The sequence below is a fragment of the Klebsiella sp. LY genome (assembly GCF_004010915.1).
GTDB classification, from domain to species: Bacteria; Pseudomonadota; Gammaproteobacteria; order Enterobacterales; family Enterobacteriaceae; genus Klebsiella; species Klebsiella quasipneumoniae.
In genome coordinates, this window is the sequence record NZ_CP022444.1 from 3,231,975 (window position 1) to 3,255,410 (window position 23,436).

Here is a 23,436-nt window from a genome sequence, read left to right on the forward strand (position 1 = left end):
AATGAAACTGTATAACTTAAAAGATCACAATGAGCAGGTCAGCTTTGCGCAGGCCGTTACCCAGGGACTTGGCAAGCATCAGGGCCTGTTCTTTCCGCACGATCTGCCGGAATTCAGCCTGACTGAAATCGACGATATGCTGGCGCAGGACTTTGTCACCCGCAGCGCCAAAATTTTATCCGCCTTTATCGGCGATGAGATCCCGCAGGATGTCCTGCAGCAGCGGGTCCGCGCGGCGTTTGCGTTTCCGGCGCCGGTGAGCAAGGTTCAGGAGGATGTCGGCTGTCTGGAACTGTTCCATGGCCCCACGCTGGCGTTCAAGGATTTCGGCGGCCGCTTTATGGCGCAGATGCTGACCCACATTGCGGGCGACAAGCCGGTCACCATCCTCACCGCGACCTCTGGCGATACCGGGGCGGCGGTGGCGCATGCTTTCTATGGTCTGCCGAACGTTAAGGTGGTGATCCTCTATCCGCGCGGCAAGATCAGCCCGCTGCAGGAGAAGCTGTTCTGTACTCTCGGCGGCAACATCGAAACCGTGGCGATTGACGGCGACTTCGACGCCTGCCAGGCGCTGGTGAAGCAGGCGTTTGACGATGAAGAACTGAAGGCGACGCTGGGGCTGAACTCGGCTAACTCCATTAACATCAGCCGCCTGCTGGCGCAGATCTGCTACTACTTCGAAGCGGCGGCGCAGCTGCCGCAGGAAGCCCGCAATCAGCTGGTGATTTCTGTGCCGAGCGGCAACTTCGGCGATCTGACCGCCGGTCTGCTGGCGAAGTCGCTGGGTCTGCCGATCAAACGCTTTATCGCTGCCACCAACGCCAACGACACTGTTCCGCGCTATCTGCAGGGCGGCGAGTGGGCGCCAAAAGCCACCCAGGCGACGCTGTCCAACGCCATGGACGTCAGCCAGCCGAACAACTGGCCGCGTGTCGAAGAGCTGTTCCGCCGTAAAATCTGGCGTCTCAGCGAGCTGGGCTATGCCGCGGTCGATGATGAGACCACCAAAGCGGCAATGCGCGAGCTGAAGGCCATCGGCTACATCTCTGAGCCGCACGCGGCGATTGCCTGGCGCGCGCTGCGCGATCAGCTGCAGCCGGGAGAGTACGGTCTGTTCCTCGGTACTGCGCATCCGGCGAAGTTCAAAGAGAGCGTGGAGGAGATCCTGCAGGAGACCCTGCCGCTGCCGAAAGAGCTGGCCGACCGCGCCGACCTGCCGCTGCTGTCTCACAACCTGCCGGCGGATTTCGCCGCGCTGCGTAAGCTGATGATGGGCTAAATCCTTACCGTCCCCCTGTCGCCTCGAACGCCGCAGGGGGACGCTTACTTACTGCTCGTGGCGTTTAAACACCAGTTCGCCTTTCTCCGAAGCCTCCGCATCAAAGAAATAGCCTTCGCTATTAAAGGATTTCAGCTGCTCCGGCTGGGTTAAGCGATTTTCAATAATGTAGCGGCTCATCAGGCCACGGGCTTTCTTGGCATAGAAGCTGATCACTTTGAATTTGCCGTTCTTCTCATCGAGGAAGACCGGCTTGATCAGCTGGCCCTGCAATTTTTGCGTTTTCACCGATTTAAAATACTCATCGGAAGCCAGGTTGATGACGATATCGTCGCCCTGAGCCTGCAGCGCCTGATTCAGCTTCTCGGTAATGGTATCGCCCCAGAACTGGTACAGATCTTTACCGCGCGGGTTTTCCAGACGGATCCCCATCTCCAGGCGGTAGGGCTGCATCAGGTCCAGCGGGCGCAGCACGCCATACAGGCCGGAGAGCATGCGCAGGTGTCGCTGGGCGAAGTCAAAGTCGTCCTCAGTGAGCGTCTCTGCCTGCAGGCCGGTGTAGACATCGCCCTTAAAGGCGAGGATCGCCTGGCGGGCATTTTGCGGCGTAAAGTCAGGGTGCCAGTTGTGGAAACGGGTGGCGTTCAGATCCGCCAGCTTGTCGCTGATGCTCATCAGCTTGCCGATTTGCGGCGCGGTCAGCTGACGGGCGATGCTGATAAGCTCTTGAGAATACTCGAGGAGTTCGGGCTGGGTATAGCGAGTCGTTGCCAGCGGGCTTTGATAATCGAGCGTTTTAGCAGGTGAAATCAGAATCAGCATATCCAGTCCTTGCAGGTAATTTCGACGAATTTTAACAAAAAAAGTGCATGGTGGGATCGATAGCTGCGATTGCCGCGTTATTCACGCGGCAGTTCATTCCACGCGCCCGGGGCCAGCTGCTGGTGAATCTCGGGATAGCGCGATGCATCAAAAGTGGGCTGGATGCCCAGCTGGCGCTGACGCAGATAATCACTGGCGATAATTCGCACCGTCGGGGAGAGCAGCAGGATGGCCGTCAGGTTGGTCATCGCCATCAGCGCCATAATGATATCCGCGCTCTGCCAGACGACCGGCAGGCTAACCAGGGTCCCCAACAGCACCATCAGGACGGTGAGTATTCGCAGACCCCAGATATAACGCGGCTTATCCAGATGCAGAAAGATCAGATTATTTTCCGCATACACGTAGTTGGCCACGATAGAGCTAAAAGCGAACAGCAGCACGATGAGGGCGATAAAATCCGCTCCCCAGCCGCCGACCAGCACGCTCATCGCGTGTTGCAAGTCCTGAATACCATTGAGCGTATATTCATTGTCGGGCCGCGGCGCCAGCATGACGATAATCGCGCTGGCGGTACAGATCACGATGGTATCGATAAACACGCCTATCATCTGCACGATACCCTGCGCCGCCGGGTGCGGTGGCCATGAGGCGGCGGCTGCGGCGGCGTTAGGCGAAGAGCCCATCCCTGCTTCATTGGAGAACATGCCGCGCTGAAAGCCGCTGGTCAGCGCCTGGCTGATGGTGTAGCCCACCGCGCCGGCGGCGGCTTCCTGCCAGCCGAAGGCGCAGCGAAAGATGGTGGCGAAAATCGTCGGCAGAGCGGTGATATGCCACAGGCCGATAAGCAGACTGGTGGCGATCCATAGCAGCGCCATGATGGGCACTATCCACTGCATCAGGCGCGCCACGCCGCGTAAACCGCGGAGGATGGCCAGCAGAACGACAACCGCCAGCACGCCGCCGCTGACCGCCGCCGGCAGATCGAACGCATAGCGCAGGGCATGGGCCACGGAGTTAGCCTGCACGGTATTGAAGATAAAACCATAGGCCAGCAGCAGGAGGATCGAAAACAGCACGCCCATCCAGCGCATGCCGAGCCCGCGCGCCATATACCAGGCCGGGCCGCCGCGAAACTGGCCGCGGCTATCGCGTTCTTTATACAACTGGGCAAGGGAACATTCGGCGAAGCTGCTGGCCATGCCGAGCAGGGCGGAGACCCACATCCAGAATACCGCTCCTGGTCCGCCGGCGGCGATGGCCAGCGTGACGCCGGCAAGATTACCGCTGCCAACCCGGGCGGCAAGACTGGTACATAACGCCTGAAAAGAGGTTAAACCGCCCGGCTGCGGGTGCAGGCTTTTTTTCAGACTGCGGCTAAATTTGCGCACGTAACGGAACTGAATACCCCGGGTTTGCCAGCTAAACCAGATGCCGGCGCCCAGTAGCAGATAAATCATCACTGAGCCCCAGAGTATTTCATTGATAAATGAGAGAAAATCAGGCATTAAACATCCTCTTGTCCATGCCGGCACGCCAGTGTAAGCGTTACCAATTAAGTGACAATCCTTGCGCTTTCAGCAAATTAATCTGCATAGTTTATCACACTCTGCGCTCTTCTCTCGTCGGCGGTTGCGCTGACCCGGCAGCGTGTTATCATCTGGGCAGACCGGTTACATCCCCTTAACTGCTGTTTAAGAGAAATATATCATGACGGATAAATTAACTTCTCTGCGTCAGTACACCACTGTCGTCGCTGACACCGGAGATATTGCGGCAATGAAGCTGTATCAGCCTCAGGATGCCACCACCAACCCTTCCCTGATCCTCGGCGCGGCTCAGATCCCTGAGTACCGTAAGCTGATTGATGACGCTGTGGCCTGGGCTCGTAGCCAGAGCAGCGATCGCGCGCAGCAGATCCTTGATGCTTCCGATAAGCTGGCGGTGAACATCGGTCTCGAAATCCTGAAACTGATCCCGGGCCGTATCTCCACCGAAGTGGATGCACGTCTCTCCTACGACACCGAAGCGTCTATCGCCAAAGCTAAGCGCATCATCAAGCTGTATAACGACGCGGGCATCAGCAACGATCGTATTCTGATCAAGCTGGCTTCCACCTGGCAGGGCATTCGCGCCGCTGAGCAGCTGGAAAAAGAAGGCATCAACTGCAACCTGACCCTGCTGTTCTCCTTCGCTCAGGCTCGTGCTTGCGCCGAAGCGGGCGTCTTCCTGATTTCGCCGTTCGTTGGTCGTATCCTCGACTGGTACAAAGCCAACACCGACAAGAAAGAGTACGCGCCGGCAGAAGATCCGGGCGTGGTTTCCGTCAGCGAAATCTACGAGTACTACAAGCAGCACGGTTATGAAACCGTAGTGATGGGCGCTAGCTTCCGTAACGTTGGTGAAATTCTCGAACTGGCTGGCTGTGACCGCCTGACCATCGCGCCAGCGCTGCTGAAAGAGCTGTCCGAAAGCGAAGGGGCCGTTGAGCGTAAACTGGTGTACACCGGTGAAGTGAAAGCGCGTCCGGAGCGTATTACCGAATCTGAGTTCCTGTGGCAGCATAACCAGGATCCGATGGCGGTAGACAAACTGGCGGAAGGTATCCGTAAGTTTGCGATCGACCAGGAAAAACTGGAAAAAATGATCGGCGAACTGCTGTAATCCTGCAGGTGGCCGACGCCCGTCGGCCACATTACACTGTCTGTCCCGCCAGCAGCAGTGTATCATTTCGTTTAACGCTACAGTTTGAACGGAATAACCATGAATACCTTACGAATCGGCTTAGTTTCCATTTCCGATCGCGCCTCCAGCGGCGTCTATCAGGACAAAGGCATCCCGGCACTGGAAGAGTGGCTGGCGCGTGCCCTCACTACCCCTTTTGAACTGCAGACTCGCCTGATTCCGGATGAGCAGGTCATTATTGAGCAAACGCTGTGCGAACTGGTTGACGAGATGGGGTGCCACCTGGTGCTGACCACCGGCGGAACCGGCCCTGCGCGTCGCGATGTGACGCCCGACGCCACGCTGGCGATTGCCGATCGCGAGATGCCGGGCTTCGGCGAGCAAATGCGCCAGGTTAGCCTACACTTTGTGCCGACGGCGATCCTTTCCCGGCAGGTCGGGGTGATCCGCAAGCAGGCGCTGATCCTCAATCTACCCGGACAACCGAAAGCGATTCAGGAGACCCTGGAAGGGGTGAAAGATGCTGACGGCAACGTGCTGGTGCACGGTATTTTCGCAAGTGTACCTTATTGTGTACAGTTGCTGGAGGGGCCTTATGTGGAAACCGATGGCCGTGTGGTAGAAGCATTTCGTCCAAAAAGCGCCAGACGCGAAACTTTATCCTGAATTTGATGCATTTGTGACATAACCTGCATCGCTGATGGTGTGCCGTTTTATTTACGATATAGTGCTGTTTACTTTACACACTATAAAATACGCTGCACACCTCAGGATGAAATCGCGTTATGTCATATGCAAACCGACCGCTCAACCGCCAGGATTATAAAACGCTAACGCTGGCCGCCCTTGGCGGCGCGCTGGAGTTTTATGACTTTATCATCTTCGTTTTCTTCGCCGCCGTCGTCGGCGAGCTCTTCTTCCCCGCGGATATTCCGGAATGGCTGCGCCAGGTACAGACCTTTGGCATTTTCGCCGCCGGTTACCTGGCGCGTCCGCTGGGGGGGATCATCATGGCCCACTTTGGCGATCTGGTAGGGCGTAAAAAAATGTTTACCCTCAGCATTCTGCTGATGGCGGTGCCGACCCTGGCGATTGGTCTGCTGCCGACCTACAGCTCGGTGGGCATCGTCGCGCCGCTGCTGTTGCTGCTGATGCGTATTCTGCAGGGGGCGGCGATCGGCGGCGAGGTGCCTGGCGCCTGGGTGTTTGTCGCCGAGCATGTTCCGGAAAAACGCATTGGTATCGCCTGCGGCACGCTGACGGCCGGCCTGACCGTAGGCATCCTGCTGGGATCGGTGGTGGCGACGCTTATCAACACCAGCCTGACGCCGCAGGGGATCCACGACGGCGGCTGGCGGATCCCCTTCCTGCTGGGGGGCGTATTTGGCCTGGTGGCGATGTATCTGCGCCGCTGGCTGCAGGAGACGCCGATTTTCCTTGAGATGCAGCAGCGCAAAGCGCTGGCGCAGGAACTGCCGGTAAAGGCGGTCGTCCTCAAGCACCAGAAGGCGGTTGCGGTCTCTATGCTGCTGACCTGGCTGCTGTCGGCAGGCGTGGTGGTGGTGATCCTGATGTCGCCGGTCTGGCTGCAGAAACACTATGGCTTCGCCCCGGCGATGACCCTGCAGGCCAACAGCATTGCCACGATTATGTTGTGCATCGGCTGTCTGCTCGCCGGGCTGGCGGCGGACCGCTTCGGCGCCAGCCGCACCTTTATCGTCGGCAGCCTGCTGCTGGCGGTTGCCAGCTGGGCATTTTATCACCTGTCCGGCGCCAGCCCGCAGCGGCTGTTTCTGCTGTACGGTACGGTGGGACTCTGCGTGGGCGTGGTGGGGGCGGTGCCTTATGTCATGGTGCGGGCCTTCCCGGCGGAAGTGCGCTTCACCGGCATTTCCTTTTCCTACAATCTGTCGTACGCGATTTTTGGCGGCCTGACGCCGATTGCCGTCACGATGCTGATGGGGGTGTCGCCGATGGCCCCGGCCTGGTATGTTCTGGCCTTGTCGCTGATGGGCTTGGGATTAGGTATCTGGCTGCGTCAGGGGCTGACGGCGGCGAGGTTGCCGGAAGGGGAGCTGCAGCGCTAAGCAGGGTTTACCGATGATGACCAGCCGCCGCCCTGTCACAGGGCGGCGGCGGAAGATTAACGCGGTTCGCCGATCGGCAACACGGTGCGGCCGAACTGCTCGTTCAGCACTTCGCCCATCGCCAGGTAAATGGCGCTGGCGCCGCAGATCAGGCCGATCCAGCCGGCTACTTTCACGATGCCTTCGTTATCTACCAGATGCCCAATCGCCAGCAGCGCGAACAGCACCGTCAGGCTCAGGAACACGAACTGCAGCATACGTGCGGCTTTCAGCGTGCCGAAGAACATGAACAACGTAAAAATACCCCACAGGCCGAGATACATACCGAGGAAGTGCGCGTTCGGCGCATCAGCCAGGCCCATTTTCGGCATCAGAAGGATAGCAACCAGCGTCAGCCAGAAGCTGCCGTAGGAGGTAAAAGCGGTCAAGCCAAAGGTGTTGCCTTTTTTGTATTCCAGCAGGCCGGCAAAAATTTGCGCAATGCCACCGTAAAAAATGCCCATCGCCAGGATAGCTACATCGAATGCGAAGAGGCCGCTATTCGCCAGGTTAAGCAGAATAGTGGTCATGCCGAAGCCCATAAGGCCCAGCGGTGCCGGATTAGCCAACTTAGTGTTGCCCATAATTCCTCAAAATTATCATTAAAAGGGAAGCATTACCCCGCGACTTGGCGGCGGGGCGCGGCATAATAATGAGGCGCGTAAAGGCTGTCTATGATCTGGCGGGGTATTTTTCACCAATTTCAGTTGCGCCTGACGACGAGTGGAGCATTTGTCGTAAACAGGCAATTTGCAGGACCGCGGGGATGGTGACTCGATAAGCGCTGCCGCTCACCGCTTTCACGCTGTTCAGCGCGGCGCCAAGCGGCCCCCCCAGCCCGGCGCCGCGTACCAGGCCATGACCGATGACGCTCACGGCGGCGTGCGTGCGCAGGATGGCGGTTAACCGCTCATCCAGTAGCAGGGCAACGCCTTCACTCAGCTTGCGGCGTCTCAACAGATGGGGCAGCAGGCTTTCCAGCTCAAGACTCCGGCACTCCACCGCGGCGAGAAACTGCGTTTTTTGTTCCGCATCCAGCTTATTCCAGCTGTGCTGCAGAAAATGCGTCAACAACTGTTGCTCGATCTGCGGCGTCGTCATCTGTTTATCGACCTTTGCCTTCAGCCTCTTACACACATCCAGCAGGATGGCGCGATAAAATTTGCCATGGCGGCGCAGCGTATTGGCGATGCTGTCGCCGCCGAAATGCTGTAGCTCGCCGGCGATCAACTGCCAGTTGCGGCGATAGCGCTCCGGGTGGCCCTCCATAGACAGAAAGGTTTCGTTGCGCAGCAGCGTACTGGAGAGACGGGGTTTGCCATTTTCCCCGTGGGTCAGAATACGGGTAAACGCTTCCAGATGCGCCTCGCTGCACTCAGGCAGAAAGGCGAGATCGTCATCATCCAGATAATTAATACGCATAACGTTTTCTCTCGGGCAGGGGACGACGTTAGTCGTCGCCGATAATTTTCAGTGAGGCCATATCTGAGGAGTTGACCGTCTGGCCTGAGAAGGCGATTTTTTTCACACAGCGCTTGTTGTCGTTATCGCTGTTGAGGGTGATCCAGCCGGTGGTGTTGCCCTCTTTGATCCCGGCGGGCACGTTCAGCGTGTGGCTGGCGCCGTGGCTGGCCTTAAAGTAGACGGTTGCTCCGGAGAGCTGTATATCGCCGCGCTCGGCGCTGAGCTGAATACGTTTGACCACCCGGCAGACGGGGAGCTTCAGCGTCAGTTCGTTGGTCTCATTGCGCGGCATGGCGATCACGCCGAGGATCTTATGGTCGTTGGCGGCCGCCGAGGTGATAACTGACACGCTAAGGATAAGCCCCGCTGAAAGCCGGAATAGTGATTTCATTAATCTGTCCCCTGAATAAGTAAAGTGCGAGGGCGGGGATCTTATCACTGCGAAAACGGAGCTTTTAGCGCACAAGTATTGCGTTTTATGTCAATGATATTATGAATATATTTGGTTATTTTATTCGTTATTTATATAGATGTTTCGCCATCTTTTTTGCCGCCCGGCAATATCCTTTGCTGAGCCATCGGCGACAGGGGGCGAGGGCGTCGGCTGGTCCCCGGCAAAAAATTTTTCTACTTGCCCCTTGATGCCGGAGTGGGCGACCCCATCTTGTAGTCAACCGCAGTGAAGAACCTGAAAAAAAATGATGTCTGGGCAGTTGAAACCGCAGGTTTCGCCCTTATTACAGGTTCACAACCACATGTTGATCGAATTTTTAGTGGAGACGTTTAGATGGGTAAAATTATTGGTATCGACCTGGGTACTACCAACTCTTGTGTAGCGATTATGGATGGCACTACTGCACGCGTGCTGGAGAACGCCGAAGGCGATCGCACCACGCCTTCTATCATTGCCTATACCCAGGATGGTGAAACTCTGGTTGGTCAGCCGGCTAAACGTCAGGCAGTGACAAACCCGCAAAACACCCTGTTTGCGATTAAACGCCTGATTGGCCGCCGCTTCCAGGACGAAGAAGTTCAGCGTGACGTTTCTATCATGCCATACAAAATTGTTGCCGCAGACAATGGCGACGCATGGCTGGATGTGAAAGGCACCAAAACTGCACCGCCGCAGATCTCTGCTGAAGTGCTGAAAAAAATGAAGAAAACGGCTGAAGATTACCTGGGTGAACCGGTAACTGAAGCGGTTATCACCGTACCGGCTTACTTCAACGATGCGCAGCGTCAGGCCACCAAAGATGCTGGCCGTATCGCCGGTCTGGAAGTCAAACGTATCATCAACGAACCGACCGCGGCCGCGCTGGCGTACGGTCTGGATAAAGAAGTGGGCAACCGTACTATCGCGGTTTACGACCTCGGTGGTGGTACTTTCGATATCTCTATTATCGAAATCGACGAAGTGGATGGCGAAAAAACCTTCGAAGTACTGGCGACCAACGGTGACACCCACCTGGGCGGCGAAGACTTCGATACCCGTCTGATCAACTACCTCGTTGATGAATTTAAGAAAGATCAGGGCATTGACCTGCGCAACGACCCGCTGGCGATGCAGCGTCTGAAAGAAGCCGCTGAGAAAGCGAAGATTGAACTGTCTTCTGCTCAGCAGACCGACGTTAACCTGCCGTACATCACTGCAGATGCGACCGGTCCGAAACACATGAACATCAAAGTGACTCGCGCGAAACTGGAAAGCCTGGTAGAAGACCTGGTTAACCGTTCCATCGAGCCGCTGAAAGTAGCCCTGCAGGATGCTGGTCTGTCCGTTTCCGATATCAACGACGTGATCCTCGTTGGTGGTCAGACTCGTATGCCGATGGTGCAGAAGAAAGTGGCCGAGTTCTTTGGTAAAGAACCGCGTAAAGACGTTAACCCGGATGAAGCCGTGGCGATCGGTGCTGCCGTTCAGGGCGGTGTACTGACTGGTGATGTGAAAGACGTTCTGCTGCTCGACGTGACCCCGCTGTCGCTGGGTATCGAAACCATGGGCGGCGTGATGACTGCGCTGATCAGCAAAAACACCACCATCCCGACCAAGCACAGCCAGGTGTTCTCTACCGCTGAAGACAACCAGTCTGCGGTCACCATCCATGTGCTGCAGGGTGAGCGTAAACGCGCGTCTGATAACAAATCTCTGGGTCAGTTCAACCTGGATGGTATCAACCCGGCGCCGCGCGGCATGCCGCAGATCGAAGTGACCTTTGACATCGATGCTGACGGTATCCTGCACGTCTCCGCGAAAGACAAAAACAGCGGTAAAGAGCAGAAGATCACCATCAAAGCGTCTTCCGGTCTGAATGAAGAAGAAATTCAGAAAATGGTTCGCGAAGCGGAAGCTAACGCCGAATCTGACCGTAAGTTCGAAGAGCTGGTACAGACCCGCAACCAGGGCGACCATCTGCTGCACAGCACTCGCAAGCAGGTTGAAGAAGCAGGCGATAAACTGCCGGCTGACGACAAAACTGCCATTGAGTCTGCGCTGACCGCGCTGGAAACTTCGCTGAAAGGTGAAGACAAAGCGGACATCGAAGCGAAAATGCAGGCGCTGGCGCAGGCTTCCCAGAAGCTGATGGAAATCGCCCAGCAGCAGCATGCTCAGCAGCAGGCGGGTTCCGCTGACGCTCAGGCGAGCAACGCGAAAGACGACGATGTTGTCGACGCTGAGTTCGAAGAAGTGAAAGATAAAAAATAATCGCCCTTTGAACGGGTAAAACACTGGCACGGGCGAAGAGGTTTCCTCTCCGCCCGTGCACGCATGTTAAGGGGCTGAAAAACACCGATGGCAAAGCAAGATTACTACGAGATTTTAGGCGTCTCCAAAACAGCGGAAGAGCGTGAAATCAAAAAGGCTTATAAGCGCCTGGCCATGAAGTATCACCCGGACCGCAATCAGGGTGATAAAGAGGCCGAAGCCAAATTTAAAGAAATCAAAGAAGCGTATGAAATCCTGACTGATGCCCAGAAGCGTGCGGCCTACGATCAGTACGGCCACGCGGCCTTTGAGCAGGGCGGCATGGGCGGCGGCGGCGGTTTTGGCGGCGGTGCGGACTTCAGCGATATCTTTGGCGATGTTTTCGGCGATATCTTTGGCGGCGGACGTGGCCGGCAGCGCGCGGCGCGCGGCGCCGATCTCCGTTACAACATGGAGCTGACGCTGGAAGAAGCGGTACGTGGCGTCACCAAAGAGATCCGTATTCCGACGCTGGAAGAGTGCGACGTCTGCCACGGCAGCGGCGCCAAAGCTGGCAGCAAACCGCAAACCTGTCCGACCTGTCATGGCGCAGGCCAGGTCCAGATGCGTCAGGGCTTCTTTGCGGTACAGCAGACCTGTCCGCACTGTCAGGGACGCGGTACGCTGATTAAAGATCCGTGCAATAAATGTCATGGTCACGGCCGCGTTGAGAAGACCAAAACCCTGTCGGTTAAAATCCCGGCGGGCGTGGATACCGGAGACCGGATCCGTCTGGCGGGCGAAGGTGAAGCCGGCGAGCATGGCGCACCGGCAGGCGATCTGTACGTTCAGGTCCAGGTGAAGCAGCACGCTATCTTTGAGCGTGAAGGCAACAACCTGTACTGCGAAGTGCCGATCAACTTCACCATGGCTGCGCTGGGCGGCGAGATTGAGGTCCCGACGCTCGACGGCCGTGTCAATCTCAAGATTCCTGGCGAAACCCAGACCGGCAAACTGTTCCGCATGCGCGGCAAAGGCGTGAAATCCGTTCGCGGCGGCGCGCAGGGCGATCTGCTGTGCCGGGTGGTGGTGGAGACGCCGGTGGGGCTGAACGAGAAGCAGAAGCAGCTGCTGAAAGAGCTGCAGGAAAGCTTCGGCGGCCCGACCGGGGAAAACAACAGCCCGCGTTCGAAAAGCTTCTTCGACGGTGTGAAGAAGTTCTTCGACGATTTGACCCGCTAATTCCGCTTTCGCTGACTCCTGGCCCGGGCCTTTGCTGCCCGGGCTTTTTTTGTCTTATCGCTCCTCTTTGATTCGTAAAAATCGAATGTTTACTCAACTTAAATCTGATTTTTTCGAGTTATCAGTTTGTGTATTATGCTTTTATCGAGTTATTCACCAACAGGATGAAAGTAAAAGTGAAACATCTGCAACGATTCTTCAGTAGCGATGCTTCCGGCGGCATTGTCTTAATCATCGCCGCGGTGCTGGCGATGGTCATGGCCAATACCAGCGTGACCAGCGGTCTGTATCACTCCTTCCTTGATACGCCTGTACAGCTGCGGGTGGGGGCGCTGGAGATCAACAAGAATATGCTGCTTTGGATCAATGATGCTCTGATGGCGGTGTTCTTCTTGCTGATTGGCCTGGAGGTCAAACGCGAGCTGATTCAGGGCTCGCTGGCGAGTCGTCGTCAGGCGGTCTTTCCAGTGATTGCCGCGCTCGGCGGGATGATCGTCCCGGCGCTGGTCTATCTGGCCTTTAACGCTCAGGATCCTGTCGCCAGAGAGGGATGGGCGATCCCGGCAGCGACGGATATTGCCTTTGCCCTCGGCGTGCTGGCGCTGTTAGGCAGCCGCGTCCCGACGGCGCTAAAGATTTTCCTGATGGCGCTGGCGATCATTGATGACCTGGGGGCTATCGTGATTATCGCGCTGTTTTATACCCACGACCTGTCAATGCTCTCGCTGGGCGTGGCGGCGGCGGCGATTGCGGTGCTGGTGGCCCTGAATCTGAGCGGCGTGCGGCGCACTGGGATCTATATTCTGGTCGGCGCGGTGCTGTGGACGGCGGTGCTGAAGTCCGGCGTTCACGCGACGCTTGCCGGGGTCATCGTCGGCTTTATGATTCCGTTACAGGAAAAGCAGGGTAAATCCCCGGCCAAAGCGCTTGAGCATGTCCTGCACCCGTGGGTCGCGTTTATGATCCTACCGCTGTTTGCCTTTGCCAACGCGGGTGTCTCGTTGCAGGGGGTCACACTTGATGGACTGACGTCGCTGCTGCCTCTGGGCATCATGGCCGGCCTGTTTATCGGTAAGCCGCTGGGGATCAGCCTGTTCTGCTGGCTGGCCCTGAAGCTGAAGTGGGCCTCGCTGCCGGAGGGGACCACCTGCGGGCAGATTATGGCGGTGGGTATCCTGTGCGGGATTGGCTTTACGATGTCGATTTTTATCGCCAGTCTCGCCTTTGGCAACGTGGATCCCGCGTTGATCAACTGGGCCAAGCTTGGCATCTTGATCGGCTCAGTGTTATCGGCCGTCACCGGATACCTCATACTGCGTCAGCGCGCGACGGATACTCGCCTCGCGGTATAACCTTTCTGCGGAGGGCCTCTCCGGCCCTCCAGGACATTATCAGGGAGAGAAGCATGTCACATATCAACTACAACCATCTGTACTACTTCTGGCACGTCTATAAAGAAGGATCTGTCGTGGGCGCGGCGGAGGCGCTGTTTCTGACGCCGCAGACCATTACCGGGCAGATCAAAGCGCTGGAGGAGCGTCTGCAGGGTAAATTATTCAAGCGCAAGGGAAGAGGGCTGGAGCCGAGCGAGCTCGGGGAGTTGGTCTTCCGCTATGCCGACCGGATGTTTACCCTGAGCCAGGAGATGCTCGACATCGTCAACTATCGCAAAGAGTCTAATCTGCTGTTTGACGTCGGCGTGGCCGATGCGCTCTCGAAGCGGCTGGTCAGCGGCGTGCTGGATGCCGCCGTTGTCGAAAGCGAGCAGATTCATCTGCGCTGTTTTGAATCCACCCATGAGCTGCTGCTGGAGCAGTTGAGCCAGCATAAGCTCGATATGATTATCTCTGACTGCCCGATCGACTCGACGCAGCAGGAAGGGCTGTTTTCGGTGAAGATTGGCGAGTGTAGCGTCAGCTTCTGGTGTATGAACCCGGCGCCGACGAAGCCGTTCCCGGCTTGTCTCGAAGAGCGACGGCTGCTAATCCCCGGCCGACGATCGATGCTGGGACGTAAGCTGCTGAACTGGATTAATGTGCAGGGTCTGAAGGTGGAGATTCTCGGCGAGTTTGACGACGCGGCGCTCATGAAAGCCTTTGGCGCTGCGCATAATGCGATATTTGTCGCGCCGACGCTCTACGCGCATGATTTCTATCATGATGAATCGATTGTCGAAATTGGCCGCATGGATAGTGTGATGGAGGAGTATCACGCTATTTTCGCCGAACGGATGATTCAGCATCCGGCGGTACAGCGCATCTGCAATCGCGATTATTCGTCGCTGTTTACTGAACCGAGATAGCCGGAAAGCGTGGCTGGCGTGGCTCAGGTCGCGCCAGGGCGGGGAAGATGACAGGCATAAAAAAACCCGCTTTCGCGGGTTTTTTCACAAAGCGACAACAAGCAGCGATTAAGCCAGTTTGTTGATCTGAGCGGTCAGGTTAGCCTTATGACGCGCAGCTTTGTTTTTGTGGATCAGACCTTTAGCAGCCTGACGGTCCACGATCGGTTGCATTTCGTTAAATGCTTTTTGTGCAGCAGCTTTGTCGCCAGCTTCGATAGCTGCGTATACTTTCTTGATGAAAGTACGCATCATAGAGCGACGGCTAGCGTTGTGCTTGCGAGCCTTTTCAGACTGAACGGCGCGCTTCTTAGCTGATTTGATATTAGCCAAGGTCCAACTCCCAAATGTGTTCTATATGGACAATTCAAAGGCCGAGGAATATGCCCGTTTAGCCTTCTTTTGTCAATGGATTTGTGCAAATAAGCGCCGTTTAACACCACAGCGCTTCATTACGTAGTGATGGCGCAAGATTCTACCAGCTTGTTGCAGGCGAATACAGCTTTTCCACCATAAAAATCGCCGGGGGCGGGCGGTTTTCCCGCTTACCCGCGCTGAGTGAATGAATTCCTGAGAACTTTCGTTGCCGAGGAGCAATCGCTGGTTAACGTTGACAGTTGTACAAGGTATACTCGGACGATTTTCACTGTTTTGAGCCAGACATGAAGCTGATACGCGGCATACATAATCTCAGTCAGGCCCCGCACGGGTGCGTGCTGACCATTGGCAATTTTGACGGCGTGCATCGTGGGCATCAGGCGCTGCTGCAGCGATTGCGCGAAGAGGGCCGCCAGCGCGGTTTACCGGTGGTGGTGATGATTTTCGAACCCCAGCCGCTCGAGCTTTTTGCCGCCGATAAAGCCCCGGCGCGGTTGACCCGCCTGCGTGAAAAGCTGAGCTATCTGGCTGAAAGCGGGGTCGACTATGTGCTGTGCGTTCGCTTCGACCGCCGGTTCGCCGCGCTGACGGCGCAGGATTTTATCAGTGAACTGCTGGTGCGCCGCCTGGGCGTGCAGTTCCTTGCCGTCGGTGACGATTTCCGCTTTGGCGCTGGTCGCCAGGGGGATTTCTTGTTATTACAAAAGGCGGGGGCGGAATACGGCTTCGACGTCACCAGCACCCAAACCTTCTGCGAAGGCGGGGTACGGATCAGCAGCACGGCGGTGCGTCAGGCGCTGGCCGATGACGATCTTCTTCTTGCGGAGACGCTGCTCGGCCATCCGTTTAGCATTTCCGGACGCGTCGTGCATGGCGACGAACTGGGCCGTACCATAGGTTTTCCGACGGCGAACTTACCGCTGCGTCGTCAGGTTTCCCCGGTTAAAGGGGTCTATGCGGTAGAAGTGACAGGTCTGGGCGACAAACCGATCGCCGGTGTCGCCAATATTGGCACCCGTCCAACGGTAGCGGGCGTGCGTCAGCAGCTCGAAGTGCATCTGTTGGACGTTGTAATGGACCTCTACGGTCGCCATATCAATGTAGTACTGCGTAAAAAGATACGTAATGAGCAGCGGTTTGCGTCGCTGGACGAGCTGAAGGCGCAAATCGCACGTGATGAGTTAACGGCCCGCGAATTATTTGGGCTGACCAGCCAGGCCTGAGCCACTGGTGTTTATCAAACCGAAATACGGAACCGAGAATCTGATGAGTGACTATAAATCGACCCTGAATTTGCCGGAAACAGGGTTCCCTATGCGTGGCGACCTCGCCAAACGCGAACCGGGAATGCTGGCGCGTTGGACCGATGATGACCTGTACGGCATCATTCGTGCAGCCAAAAAAGGCAAAAAAACCTTCATTCTGCATGATGGCCCTCCTTATGCGAATGGCAGCATTCATATTGGTCACTCGGTAAACAAGATTCTGAAAGACATTATCGTTAAGTCCAAAGGACTGACGGGCTATGACTCGCCTTACGTTCCGGGCTGGGACTGCCACGGTCTGCCGATCGAGCTGAAAGTAGAGCAGGAATACGGCAAGCCGGGTGAGAAGTTCACCGCAGCAGAATTCCGCGCCAAGTGCCGCGAATATGCCGCCGAGCAGATCGACGGCCAGCGTAAAGACTTTATTCGCCTCGGCGTGCTGGGCGACTGGTCGCATCCGTACCTGACCATGGACTTCAAAACCGAAGCCAATATCATTCGCGCGCTGGGCAAAATCATCGGCAACGGCCATCTGCATAAAGGCGCCAAGCCGGTGCACTGGTGCGTAGACTGCCGTTCCGCGCTGGCGGAAGCGGAAGTGGAGTATTACGACAAGACTTCCCCATCCATCGACGTGGCGTTCCACGCGGTAGATAAAGCCGCGGTGCTGGCGAAATTCGGCGTCGCCGACGTCAACGGCCCGGTGTCGCTGGTTATCTGGACCACCACTCCGTGGACCCTGCCGGCTAACCGTGCCATCTCCCTGTCGCCGGAGTTCGACTATGCGCTGGTGCAGGTTGACGGTCAGGCGCTGATCCTGGCGAAAGACCTGGTCGAGAGCGTGATGAAGCGCGTTGGCGCGGCCGATTACACCATCCTGGCGGCGGTGAACGGCGCCGAGCTTGAACTGATGCGTTTCCAGCATCCGTTCCTGGATTTCGACGTGCCGGCGATCCTTGGCGACCACGTGACGCTGGATGCCGGTACCGGCGCGGTGCATACCGCCGGCGGCCACGGTCCGGACGACTACACGATCAGCCAGAAATACGGTCTGGAAATCGCTAACCCGGTTGGCCCGGACGGAGCTTATCTGCCAGGCACCTATCCGTCCCTGGACGGTATCAACGTCTTCAAAGCCAACGATATCATCGTTGAGATGCTGCGTGAGCGCGGCGCGCTGCTGCATGTGGAAAAAATGCAGCACAGCTATCCGTGCTGCTGGCGCCACAAGTCGCCGATCATCTTCCGCGCCACCCCGCAGTGGTTCGTGAGCATGGATCAGAAAGGTCTGCGCGCGCAGTCGCTGAAAGAGATCAAAGGCGTGCAGTGGATCCCGGACTGGGGCCAGGCGCGTATCGAATCGATGGTCGCCAACCGTCCTGACTGGTGTATCTCCCGTCAGCGTACCTGGGGCGTGCCGATGTCGCTGTTCGTGCATAAAGAAACCCACGAACTGCACCCGCGTACCCTTGAGTTGATGGAAGAAGTCGCGAAGCGTGTTGAAGTCGACGGCATCCAGGCGTGGTGGGATCTCGATTCCCGCGACATCCTTGGCGATGACGCTGACAGCTACGAGAAAGTGCCGGATACCCTCGACGTCTGGTTTGACTCCGGATCGACCCACTCTTCCGTGGTTGACGTGCGTCCGGAATTCGCCGGTCACGCCGCCGATATGTATCTGGAAGGCTCCGACCAGCATCGTGGCTGGTTCATGTCCTCGCTGATGATTTCCACGGCGATGAAAGGCAAAGCGCCATATCGTCAGGTACTGACCCACGGCTTCACCGTCGATGGTCAGGGGCGCAAAATGTCCAAGTCTATCGGCAACACCGTTAGCCCGCAGGACGTGATGAACAAGCTGGGCGCCGATATCCTGCGCCTGTGGGTGGCTTCCACCGACTACACCGGCGAAATGGCGGTCTCTGACGAGATCCTCAAACGCGCCGCGGACAGCTATCGTCGTATCCGTAACACCGCGCGCTTCCTGCTGGCGAACCTGAACGGTTTCGATCCGGCAAAAGACATGGTCAAACCGGAAGAGATGGTGGTGCTGGATCGCTGGGCGGTCGGCTGCGCGCAGGCGGCACAGGAAGATATCCTGAAAGCCTACGAGTCCTACGACTTCCACGAAGTGGTGCAGCGCCTGATGCGCTTCTGCTCTATTGAGATGGGCTCGTTCTACCTCGACATCATCAAAGATCGCCAGTACACCGCTAAGGCGGACAGCGTGGCGCGTCGCAGCTGCCAGACCGCGCTGTTCCACATCGTGGAAGCGCTGGTGCGCTGGATGGCGCCGATCATGTCCTTCACTGCGGACGAAATCTGGGGTTACCTGCCGGGCGAGCGTGAGAAATACGTCTTTACCGGCGAATGGTATCAGGGTCTCTTCGGCCTGGCCGACGACGAAGCGATGAATGACGGCTTCTGGGATGAGCTGCTGAAAGTCCGCGGCGAAGTCAACAAAGTGATCGAGCAGGCGCGTGCGGATAAGAAAGTCGGTGGTTCGCTGGAAGCTGCGGTGACGCTGTATGCTGATGCCGACCTGGCCGCTAAGCTCAACGCACTGGGGGATGAATTGCGATTTGTCCTGTTGACCTCCGGGGCGAACGTCGCAGACTATGCGAGCGCATCTGCTGATGCGCAGCAGAGCGAACTGCTCAAAGGGCTGAAAGTCGCATTGAGTAAAGCTGAAGGTGAGAAATGCCCGCGCTGCTGGCATTACACCACCGATATCGGCAAGGTGGCGGAACACGCGGAAATCTGCGGACGCTGTGTGAGCAACGTCGCCGGTGACGGCGAGCAACGTAAATTCGCCTGATGAGTAAATCGATCTGTTCAACGGGGCTACGCTGGCTGTGGGTGGTCGTAGCCGTGCTGATTATCGATCTGGGCAGCAAATTCCTGATCCTCCAGAACTTCGCTCTGGGGGAGACGGTTCCGCTGTTCCCGTCGCTTAATCTGCATTATGCCCGCAACTATGGCGCGGCCTTTAGCTTCCTCGCCGACAGCGGCGGCTGGCAGCGCTGGTTCTTTTCCGGGATCGCGATCGGCATTTGCGTGGTGCTGACGGTGCTGATGTACCGTTCGAAGGCGACGCAAAAGCTGAACAATATTGCCTACGCCCTGATTATTGGCGGCGCGCTGGGCAACTTGTTCGATCGCCTGTGGCACGGCTTTGTGGTCGATATGATCGACTTCTACGTCGGCGACTGGCACTTCGCCACTTTCAACCTCGCCGATAGCGCTATCTGCATCGGCGCGGCGATGATTGTGCTGGAAGGCTTCCTGCCGAAACCGACCGCAAAAGAGCAGGTGTAAATGTTAATGCCGGGTGGCGCCACGCCTGCCCGGCCTACAGAATGTGTGGTCTCCCGTCGCCCGGTAAGCGTAGCGCCTCCGGGCAACAGGTGACCTAAAACAAGCGAGCAATTTGCATGTCTAAATCCGTACAGAGCAACAGCGCGGTTCTCGTTCACTTCACGCTGAAGCTGGACGATGGATCCACCGCCGAGTCCACCCGTAACAATGGCAAACCGGCGCTGTTTCGCCTCGGCGACACCTCCCTGTCTGAAGGGCTGGAGCAACAGCTTCTTGGTCTGAAAGAGGGCGAGAAAAAGGCCTTTTCGCTGGAGCCTGACGCCGCTTTTGGCGTCCCGAGCCCGGACCTGATTCAGTATTTCTCTCGCCGCGAGTTTATCGACGCCGGCGAGCCGGAGATCGGCGCGATTATGCTCTTTACCGCAATGGATGGCAGCGAAATGCCTGGCGTGATCCGCGAAGTGAACGGCGATTCCATCACCGTCGACTTCAACCATCCGCTGGCCGGGCGCACCGTTCATTTTGATATTGAAGTGCTGGAGATCGATCCGGCGCTGGAGGAGTAACATGCAGATCCTGTTGGCTAACCCGCGCGGCTTTTGCGCTGGCGTTGACCGCGCTATCAGCATTGTAGAAAACGCGCTGACGCTGTACGGCGCGCCGATTTATGTTCGTCATGAAGTGGTGCATAACCGCTATGTGGTGGATAGCCTGCGCAAGCGCGGCGCCATATTTATCGAACAGATCAGCGAAGTACCGGACGGCGCGATCCTGATTTTCTCCGCTCACGGCGTATCGCAGGCGGTACGGAATGAAGCGAAGAGCCGCGACCTGACGGTGTTCGACGCCACCTGTCCGCTGGTGACGAAAGTGCATATGGAAGTCGCCCGCGCCAGCCGCCGTGGCGAAGAGTCGATTCTGATCGGCCATGCCGGACACCCGGAAGTCGAAGGCACTATGGGGCAGTACAATAACCCGCAAGGGGGCATGTACCTGGTCGAGTCGCCGGAAGACGTTCTCAAGCTGGAAGTCAAAAACGACGCCCGGCTGTCGTTTATGACCCAGACCACCCTCTCGGTGGACGATACCTCTGATGTGATTGACGCGCTGCGCGCGCGTTTCCCGAAAATCGTCGGCCCGCGCAAAGACGACATTTGCTATGCCACCACTAACCGTCAGGAAGCGGTGCGCGCGCTGGCGGAGCAGGCTGACGTAGTGCTGGTGGTCGGTTCGAAAAACTCCTCCAACTCTAACCGCCTCGCCGAACTGGCGCAGCGGATGGGTAAGGCAGCCTACCTGATTGACGATGCCTCCGATATTCAGGAAGCCTGGGTCAAGGATGCGGCCTGCGTCGGCGTGACGGCGGGCGCATCGGCGCCGGATATTCTGGTGCAGAACGTTATCACCCGCCTGCAGGAGCTGGGCGGTGGCGAAGCGGTGCCGCTGGAAGGCCGAGAAGAGAATATCGTTTTTGAAGTGCCGAAAGAGCTGCGTGTGGATGTCCGTGAAGTAGAGTAAGTTCTTTCCGCCTGCAATATGAGAAGATGCCAGACTTAACGTCTGGCATTTTTTTTAGGGAGAAACCATGCGCTTACCGATCATTCTTGATACTGACCCGGGCATCGACGATGCTGCCGCCATTGCTGCGGCGCTGTTCGCTCCCGAGCTGGATCTGCAGCTAATGACCACCGTGGCGGGCAATGTCTCGGTGGAGAAGACGACCCGTAACGCGCTGCAGCTGCTGCACTTCTGGCATGCCGATGTGCCGCTGGCGCAGGGCGCTTCGATGCCGCTGGTGCGTCCCCTGCGCGATGCCGCTTCGGTGCATGGCGAATCCGGTATGGAAGGGTATGACTTTGTTGAGCATCAACGTCAACCGCTGGCGAAGCCGGCCTTCCAGGCGATCCGCGATGCATTGATGCACGCTGCCGAGCCGATCACTCTGGTGGCGATTGGCCCGCTGACCAATATTGCGCTGCTGCTGACCCAGTATCCGGAATGCGTATTCAACATTCGCCGGCTGGTGATCATGGGCGGCTCGGCGGGCCGCGGCAACTTTACGCCGAATGCCGAATTCAATATTGCCATCGACCCGGAAGCCGCCGCGAAAGTCTTCCACAGCGGGCTGGAGATTGTGATGTGCGGGCTGGACGTCACCAATCGGGCGCTGTTGACGGCGGATTATCTCGCAACCCTGCCGACGCTGAACCAGACCGGTAAAATGCTCCATGCGCTGTTTAGCCACTATCGCAGCGGCAGCATGAGCAGTGGTCTGCGAATGCACGATCTCTGCGCTATCGCATGGCTGGCCCGCCCGGAACTGTTCACTCTGCAGCCATGTTTTGTGGCGGTGGAGACGCAGGGCACCTGGACCGCCGGCACCACGGTGGTAGATATTGAAGGACGACTGGGTCAGCCGGCGAACGCCCAGGTGGCGCTGGATATCGATGTGGAAGGGTTTCAGCGCTGGGCGGCGGAGGTGATTGCCCTGGCGCCGTAATACCCACCCAATCTTCAAGGAGAGAAGCAATGACCTATGGACAGGCGTATTTGAGCGGCTGGAAAGAGACCTTTAATTTTAGCGGCCGGGCCAGCCGACAGCAGTTCTGGACGTTTTTTCTTATCAATCTACTGATCGCCAGCGCGCCGCTGGCCGTCTGGTGCCTGGCGACCCGCGTAGACCCTCGCTACGGCATCTTCAGTTTTGTGGTCATACCCTTTGCGGCGCTGTGGCTGCTGTTGATGGCGATCCCCCTGCTGGCAGTTGGCTGCCGGCGGATGCATGACATCGGTCGCTCCGGGATCTGGTTCGTGCTGGGGGTTATCATTCCGTGGTTTGCGGTTATTTCGCTGGCTCTGTGCTGCCTGCGTTCAGCGCCGGCACCGTCTCGCTGAGATAATCAATCATCGCCCGCATTCTGGCGGGCATATGCTTATCTCCCGCCCACAGCAGCCACAGATCGCCGGAATAGCTGCTGATAAATTCCCACTCGGGCAGCACCTGCACAATGTCGCCATTCGCCAGCGCCTCGCGGGCGGTGAACAGCGGCAGGCTGCCGATCCCCAGATGCTGCTTAACCGCGTCGAGGCGCACGGCGGTATGGTTGGCGGCGTACCGCCCGTATGTTTGCACCGTTTCGATTTTCCCTTCCCGACGGAACTTCCAGCGCGCGTCGGCGGGCGTTTCGCCAAGGCTGATGCAGCTGTGCGCCCGCAGTTCCTGCGGCGTGTGCGGCATACCGTGGCGCTGTAAATAGGCTTCAGTGGCGCAGATAACGTGCGTGACCGGCATCAGCGGTTTGCCATGCAGGCCGGGCGAGGGGGTATCGGTGATGCGTAGCGCCAGATCGATACCGTCATCGATAAAATCCAGAGGGCGATCTTCCAGCCGCAGGCAGACGTCCACGTGCGGGTAGCGGTGGAAAAACGCCATCATCAGCGGATGGATCACAAAGCGGCCGATGGCTTTCGGGACGCTGAGCGTCAGCTTTCCCTGGGCGACCGTTTGGCGACTGCCGGCGGAATCCATCGCCTGTCGCGCCGCTTCCAGCATCTGCTGGGCATGCTGGTAAACCGTTTCCCCGGCATCGCTCAGACGCAGCTTGCGAGTGGTACGCTGCAGCAGTTTGCAGCCCATCTCTCGCTCCAGCCGCGACACGCTACGGCTAACCGCGGAAGGGGTAATGCCGCTCTGGCGGGCGACGGCGGAGAAGCTGCCCTGGTCGACGATCTGTACGAAGAGGGCAAGGTCGGGCAGGAGGTTCAGATTCATTTGTGCCCCTGGAGCAAGAGTGCATTGGCGGATGATGGGATTATCGCTGTCGGTATTA

At 57.6% G+C, this 23,436-nt stretch carries 22 protein-coding genes and 1 pseudogene; 16 read left to right on the forward strand and 7 right to left on the reverse strand.

Translation table 11 applies throughout. The features are described 5' to 3' along the window. Nucleotide 1 precedes the first annotated feature (1 nt). Nucleotides 2-1,282: a threonine synthase gene (gene thrC / locus CE636_RS18775; RefSeq protein WP_002887863.1), complete on the forward strand. Its 1,281-nt coding sequence runs from the start codon at nt 2-4 to the stop codon at nt 1,280-1,282. Nucleotides 1,283-1,330: 48 nt separating this feature from the next. On the opposite strand, the gene yaaA is transcribed toward thrC, so the two are convergent. Then, a complete protein-coding gene (gene yaaA, locus CE636_RS18780; RefSeq protein ID WP_017901223.1) occupies nt 1,331-2,104 on the reverse strand; it encodes a peroxide stress protein YaaA in 774 nt (257 codons plus the stop codon). A 77-nt stretch (nt 2,105-2,181) separates the two neighbouring features. Continuing rightward, nucleotides 2,182-3,612, reverse strand: coding sequence for an alanine/glycine:cation symporter family protein (locus tag CE636_RS18785; protein WP_004204227.1), 1,431 nt, complete (start codon nt 3,610-3,612; stop codon nt 2,182-2,184). A 202-nt stretch (nt 3,613-3,814) separates the two neighbouring features. Here CE636_RS18785 and tal point away from each other — a divergent pair, with 202 nt between their 5' ends. The 3 genes from tal to CE636_RS18800 all read left to right on the forward strand — a co-directional run bounded on the left by tal (nt 3,815) and on the right by CE636_RS18800 (nt 6,876). Then, nucleotides 3,815-4,768 (forward strand): transaldolase, encoded by a 954-nt coding sequence (gene tal / locus CE636_RS18790; RefSeq protein ID WP_004204228.1) that lies wholly within the window; start codon nt 3,815-3,817, stop codon nt 4,766-4,768. A 99-nt stretch (nt 4,769-4,867) separates the two neighbouring features. Next, a complete protein-coding gene (mog, locus tag CE636_RS18795) occupies nt 4,868-5,455 on the forward strand; it encodes a molybdopterin adenylyltransferase (RefSeq protein ID WP_004204229.1) in 588 nt (195 codons plus the stop codon). Between the two features lie 119 nt (nt 5,456-5,574). Continuing rightward, the gene (locus tag CE636_RS18800; RefSeq protein WP_004204230.1) at nt 5,575-6,876 is read left to right on the forward strand and encodes an MFS transporter; all 1,302 of its coding nucleotides are present in this window, start codon (nt 5,575-5,577) and stop codon (nt 6,874-6,876) included. A 56-nt stretch (nt 6,877-6,932) separates the two neighbouring features. Here the strand turns inward: CE636_RS18800 and satP are convergent, their stop codons facing one another. The 3 genes from satP to CE636_RS18815 form a co-directional block, all read right to left on the reverse strand. Continuing rightward, complete coding sequence (gene satP / locus CE636_RS18805; RefSeq protein WP_004204231.1) at nt 6,933-7,499, reverse strand: acetate uptake transporter; 567 nt, start codon at nt 7,497-7,499, stop codon at nt 6,933-6,935. Nucleotides 7,500-7,587: 88 nt separating this feature from the next. Next, entirely contained in the window at nt 7,588-8,337 is a 750-nt protein-coding gene (gene msyB, locus CE636_RS18810; RefSeq protein ID WP_004204232.1) for an acidic protein MsyB, read from the reverse strand. A gap of 28 nt (nt 8,338-8,365) precedes the next feature. After that, nucleotides 8,366-8,770 (reverse strand): DUF2541 family protein, encoded by a 405-nt coding sequence (locus tag CE636_RS18815; RefSeq protein WP_017901222.1) that lies wholly within the window; start codon nt 8,768-8,770, stop codon nt 8,366-8,368. 396 nt (nt 8,771-9,166) lie between these two features. Between CE636_RS18815 and dnaK the strand changes: the two genes are divergently transcribed. From dnaK to nhaR, 4 genes are all read left to right on the forward strand, one after another. Further along, complete coding sequence (gene dnaK / locus CE636_RS18820; protein ID WP_004204234.1) at nt 9,167-11,083, forward strand: molecular chaperone DnaK; 1,917 nt, start codon at nt 9,167-9,169, stop codon at nt 11,081-11,083. An 87-nt stretch (nt 11,084-11,170) separates the two neighbouring features. Continuing rightward, complete coding sequence (dnaJ, locus tag CE636_RS18825) at nt 11,171-12,304, forward strand: molecular chaperone DnaJ (RefSeq protein WP_002887955.1); 1,134 nt, start codon at nt 11,171-11,173, stop codon at nt 12,302-12,304. 176 nt (nt 12,305-12,480) lie between these two features. After that, nucleotides 12,481-13,656: a Na+/H+ antiporter NhaA gene (gene nhaA / locus CE636_RS18830; protein ID WP_017901221.1), complete on the forward strand. Its 1,176-nt coding sequence runs from the start codon at nt 12,481-12,483 to the stop codon at nt 13,654-13,656. A gap of 53 nt (nt 13,657-13,709) precedes the next feature. Next, nucleotides 13,710-14,606 carry a transcriptional activator NhaR gene (gene nhaR, locus CE636_RS18835; RefSeq protein WP_002887961.1) on the forward strand — a complete coding sequence of 299 codons (897 nt, stop codon included), beginning with the start codon at nt 13,710-13,712 and terminating at the stop codon, nt 14,604-14,606. Between the two features lie 108 nt (nt 14,607-14,714). Here nhaR and rpsT read toward each other — a convergent pair whose 3' ends face one another. Beyond that, the gene (gene rpsT, locus CE636_RS18840; RefSeq protein WP_002887965.1) at nt 14,715-14,978 is read right to left on the reverse strand and encodes a 30S ribosomal protein S20; all 264 of its coding nucleotides are present in this window, start codon (nt 14,976-14,978) and stop codon (nt 14,715-14,717) included. A 116-nt stretch (nt 14,979-15,094) separates the two neighbouring features. Between rpsT and CE636_RS29690 the strand changes: the two are divergent. The 8 genes and pseudogenes from CE636_RS29690 to CE636_RS18880 all read left to right on the forward strand — a co-directional run. Further along, nucleotides 15,095-15,300, forward strand: a pseudogene (locus CE636_RS29690) (DUF2575 domain-containing protein); the annotation flags it as partial. A gap of 7 nt (nt 15,301-15,307) precedes the next feature. After that, nucleotides 15,308-16,246 carry a bifunctional riboflavin kinase/FAD synthetase gene (gene ribF, locus CE636_RS18850; RefSeq protein ID WP_004204236.1) on the forward strand — a complete coding sequence of 313 codons (939 nt, stop codon included), beginning with the start codon at nt 15,308-15,310 and terminating at the stop codon, nt 16,244-16,246. Between the two features lie 43 nt (nt 16,247-16,289). Then, entirely contained in the window at nt 16,290-19,106 is a 2,817-nt protein-coding gene (ileS, locus tag CE636_RS18855; protein ID WP_004204238.1) for an isoleucine--tRNA ligase, read from the forward strand. Beyond that, entirely contained in the window at nt 19,106-19,606 is a 501-nt protein-coding gene (gene lspA / locus CE636_RS18860) for a signal peptidase II (protein ID WP_017901219.1), read from the forward strand. Before ileS ends, lspA begins: the two co-directional genes overlap by 1 nt. A 116-nt stretch (nt 19,607-19,722) precedes the next feature. After that, the gene (fkpB, locus tag CE636_RS18865; RefSeq protein WP_004204241.1) at nt 19,723-20,172 is read left to right on the forward strand and encodes an FKBP-type peptidyl-prolyl cis-trans isomerase; all 450 of its coding nucleotides are present in this window, start codon (nt 19,723-19,725) and stop codon (nt 20,170-20,172) included. Between the two features lies 1 nt (nt 20,173). Further along, nucleotides 20,174-21,124: a 4-hydroxy-3-methylbut-2-enyl diphosphate reductase gene (gene ispH / locus CE636_RS18870; RefSeq protein WP_002887979.1), complete on the forward strand. Its 951-nt coding sequence runs from the start codon at nt 20,174-20,176 to the stop codon at nt 21,122-21,124. Nucleotides 21,125-21,191: 67 nt separating this feature from the next. Next, nucleotides 21,192-22,106 (forward strand): ribonucleoside hydrolase RihC, encoded by a 915-nt coding sequence (gene rihC / locus CE636_RS18875; protein WP_004204242.1) that lies wholly within the window; start codon nt 21,192-21,194, stop codon nt 22,104-22,106. A 29-nt stretch (nt 22,107-22,135) separates the two neighbouring features. Next, entirely contained in the window at nt 22,136-22,501 is a 366-nt protein-coding gene (locus CE636_RS18880) for a DUF805 domain-containing protein (protein WP_017901218.1), read from the forward strand. Here CE636_RS18880 and CE636_RS18885 read toward each other — a convergent pair. Continuing rightward, a complete protein-coding gene (locus tag CE636_RS18885; protein WP_017901217.1) occupies nt 22,449-23,378 on the reverse strand; it encodes a LysR family transcriptional regulator in 930 nt (309 codons plus the stop codon). The two genes, CE636_RS18880 and CE636_RS18885, sit on opposite strands and share 53 nt — an antisense overlap. Nucleotides 23,379-23,436: the final 58 nt, after the last annotated feature.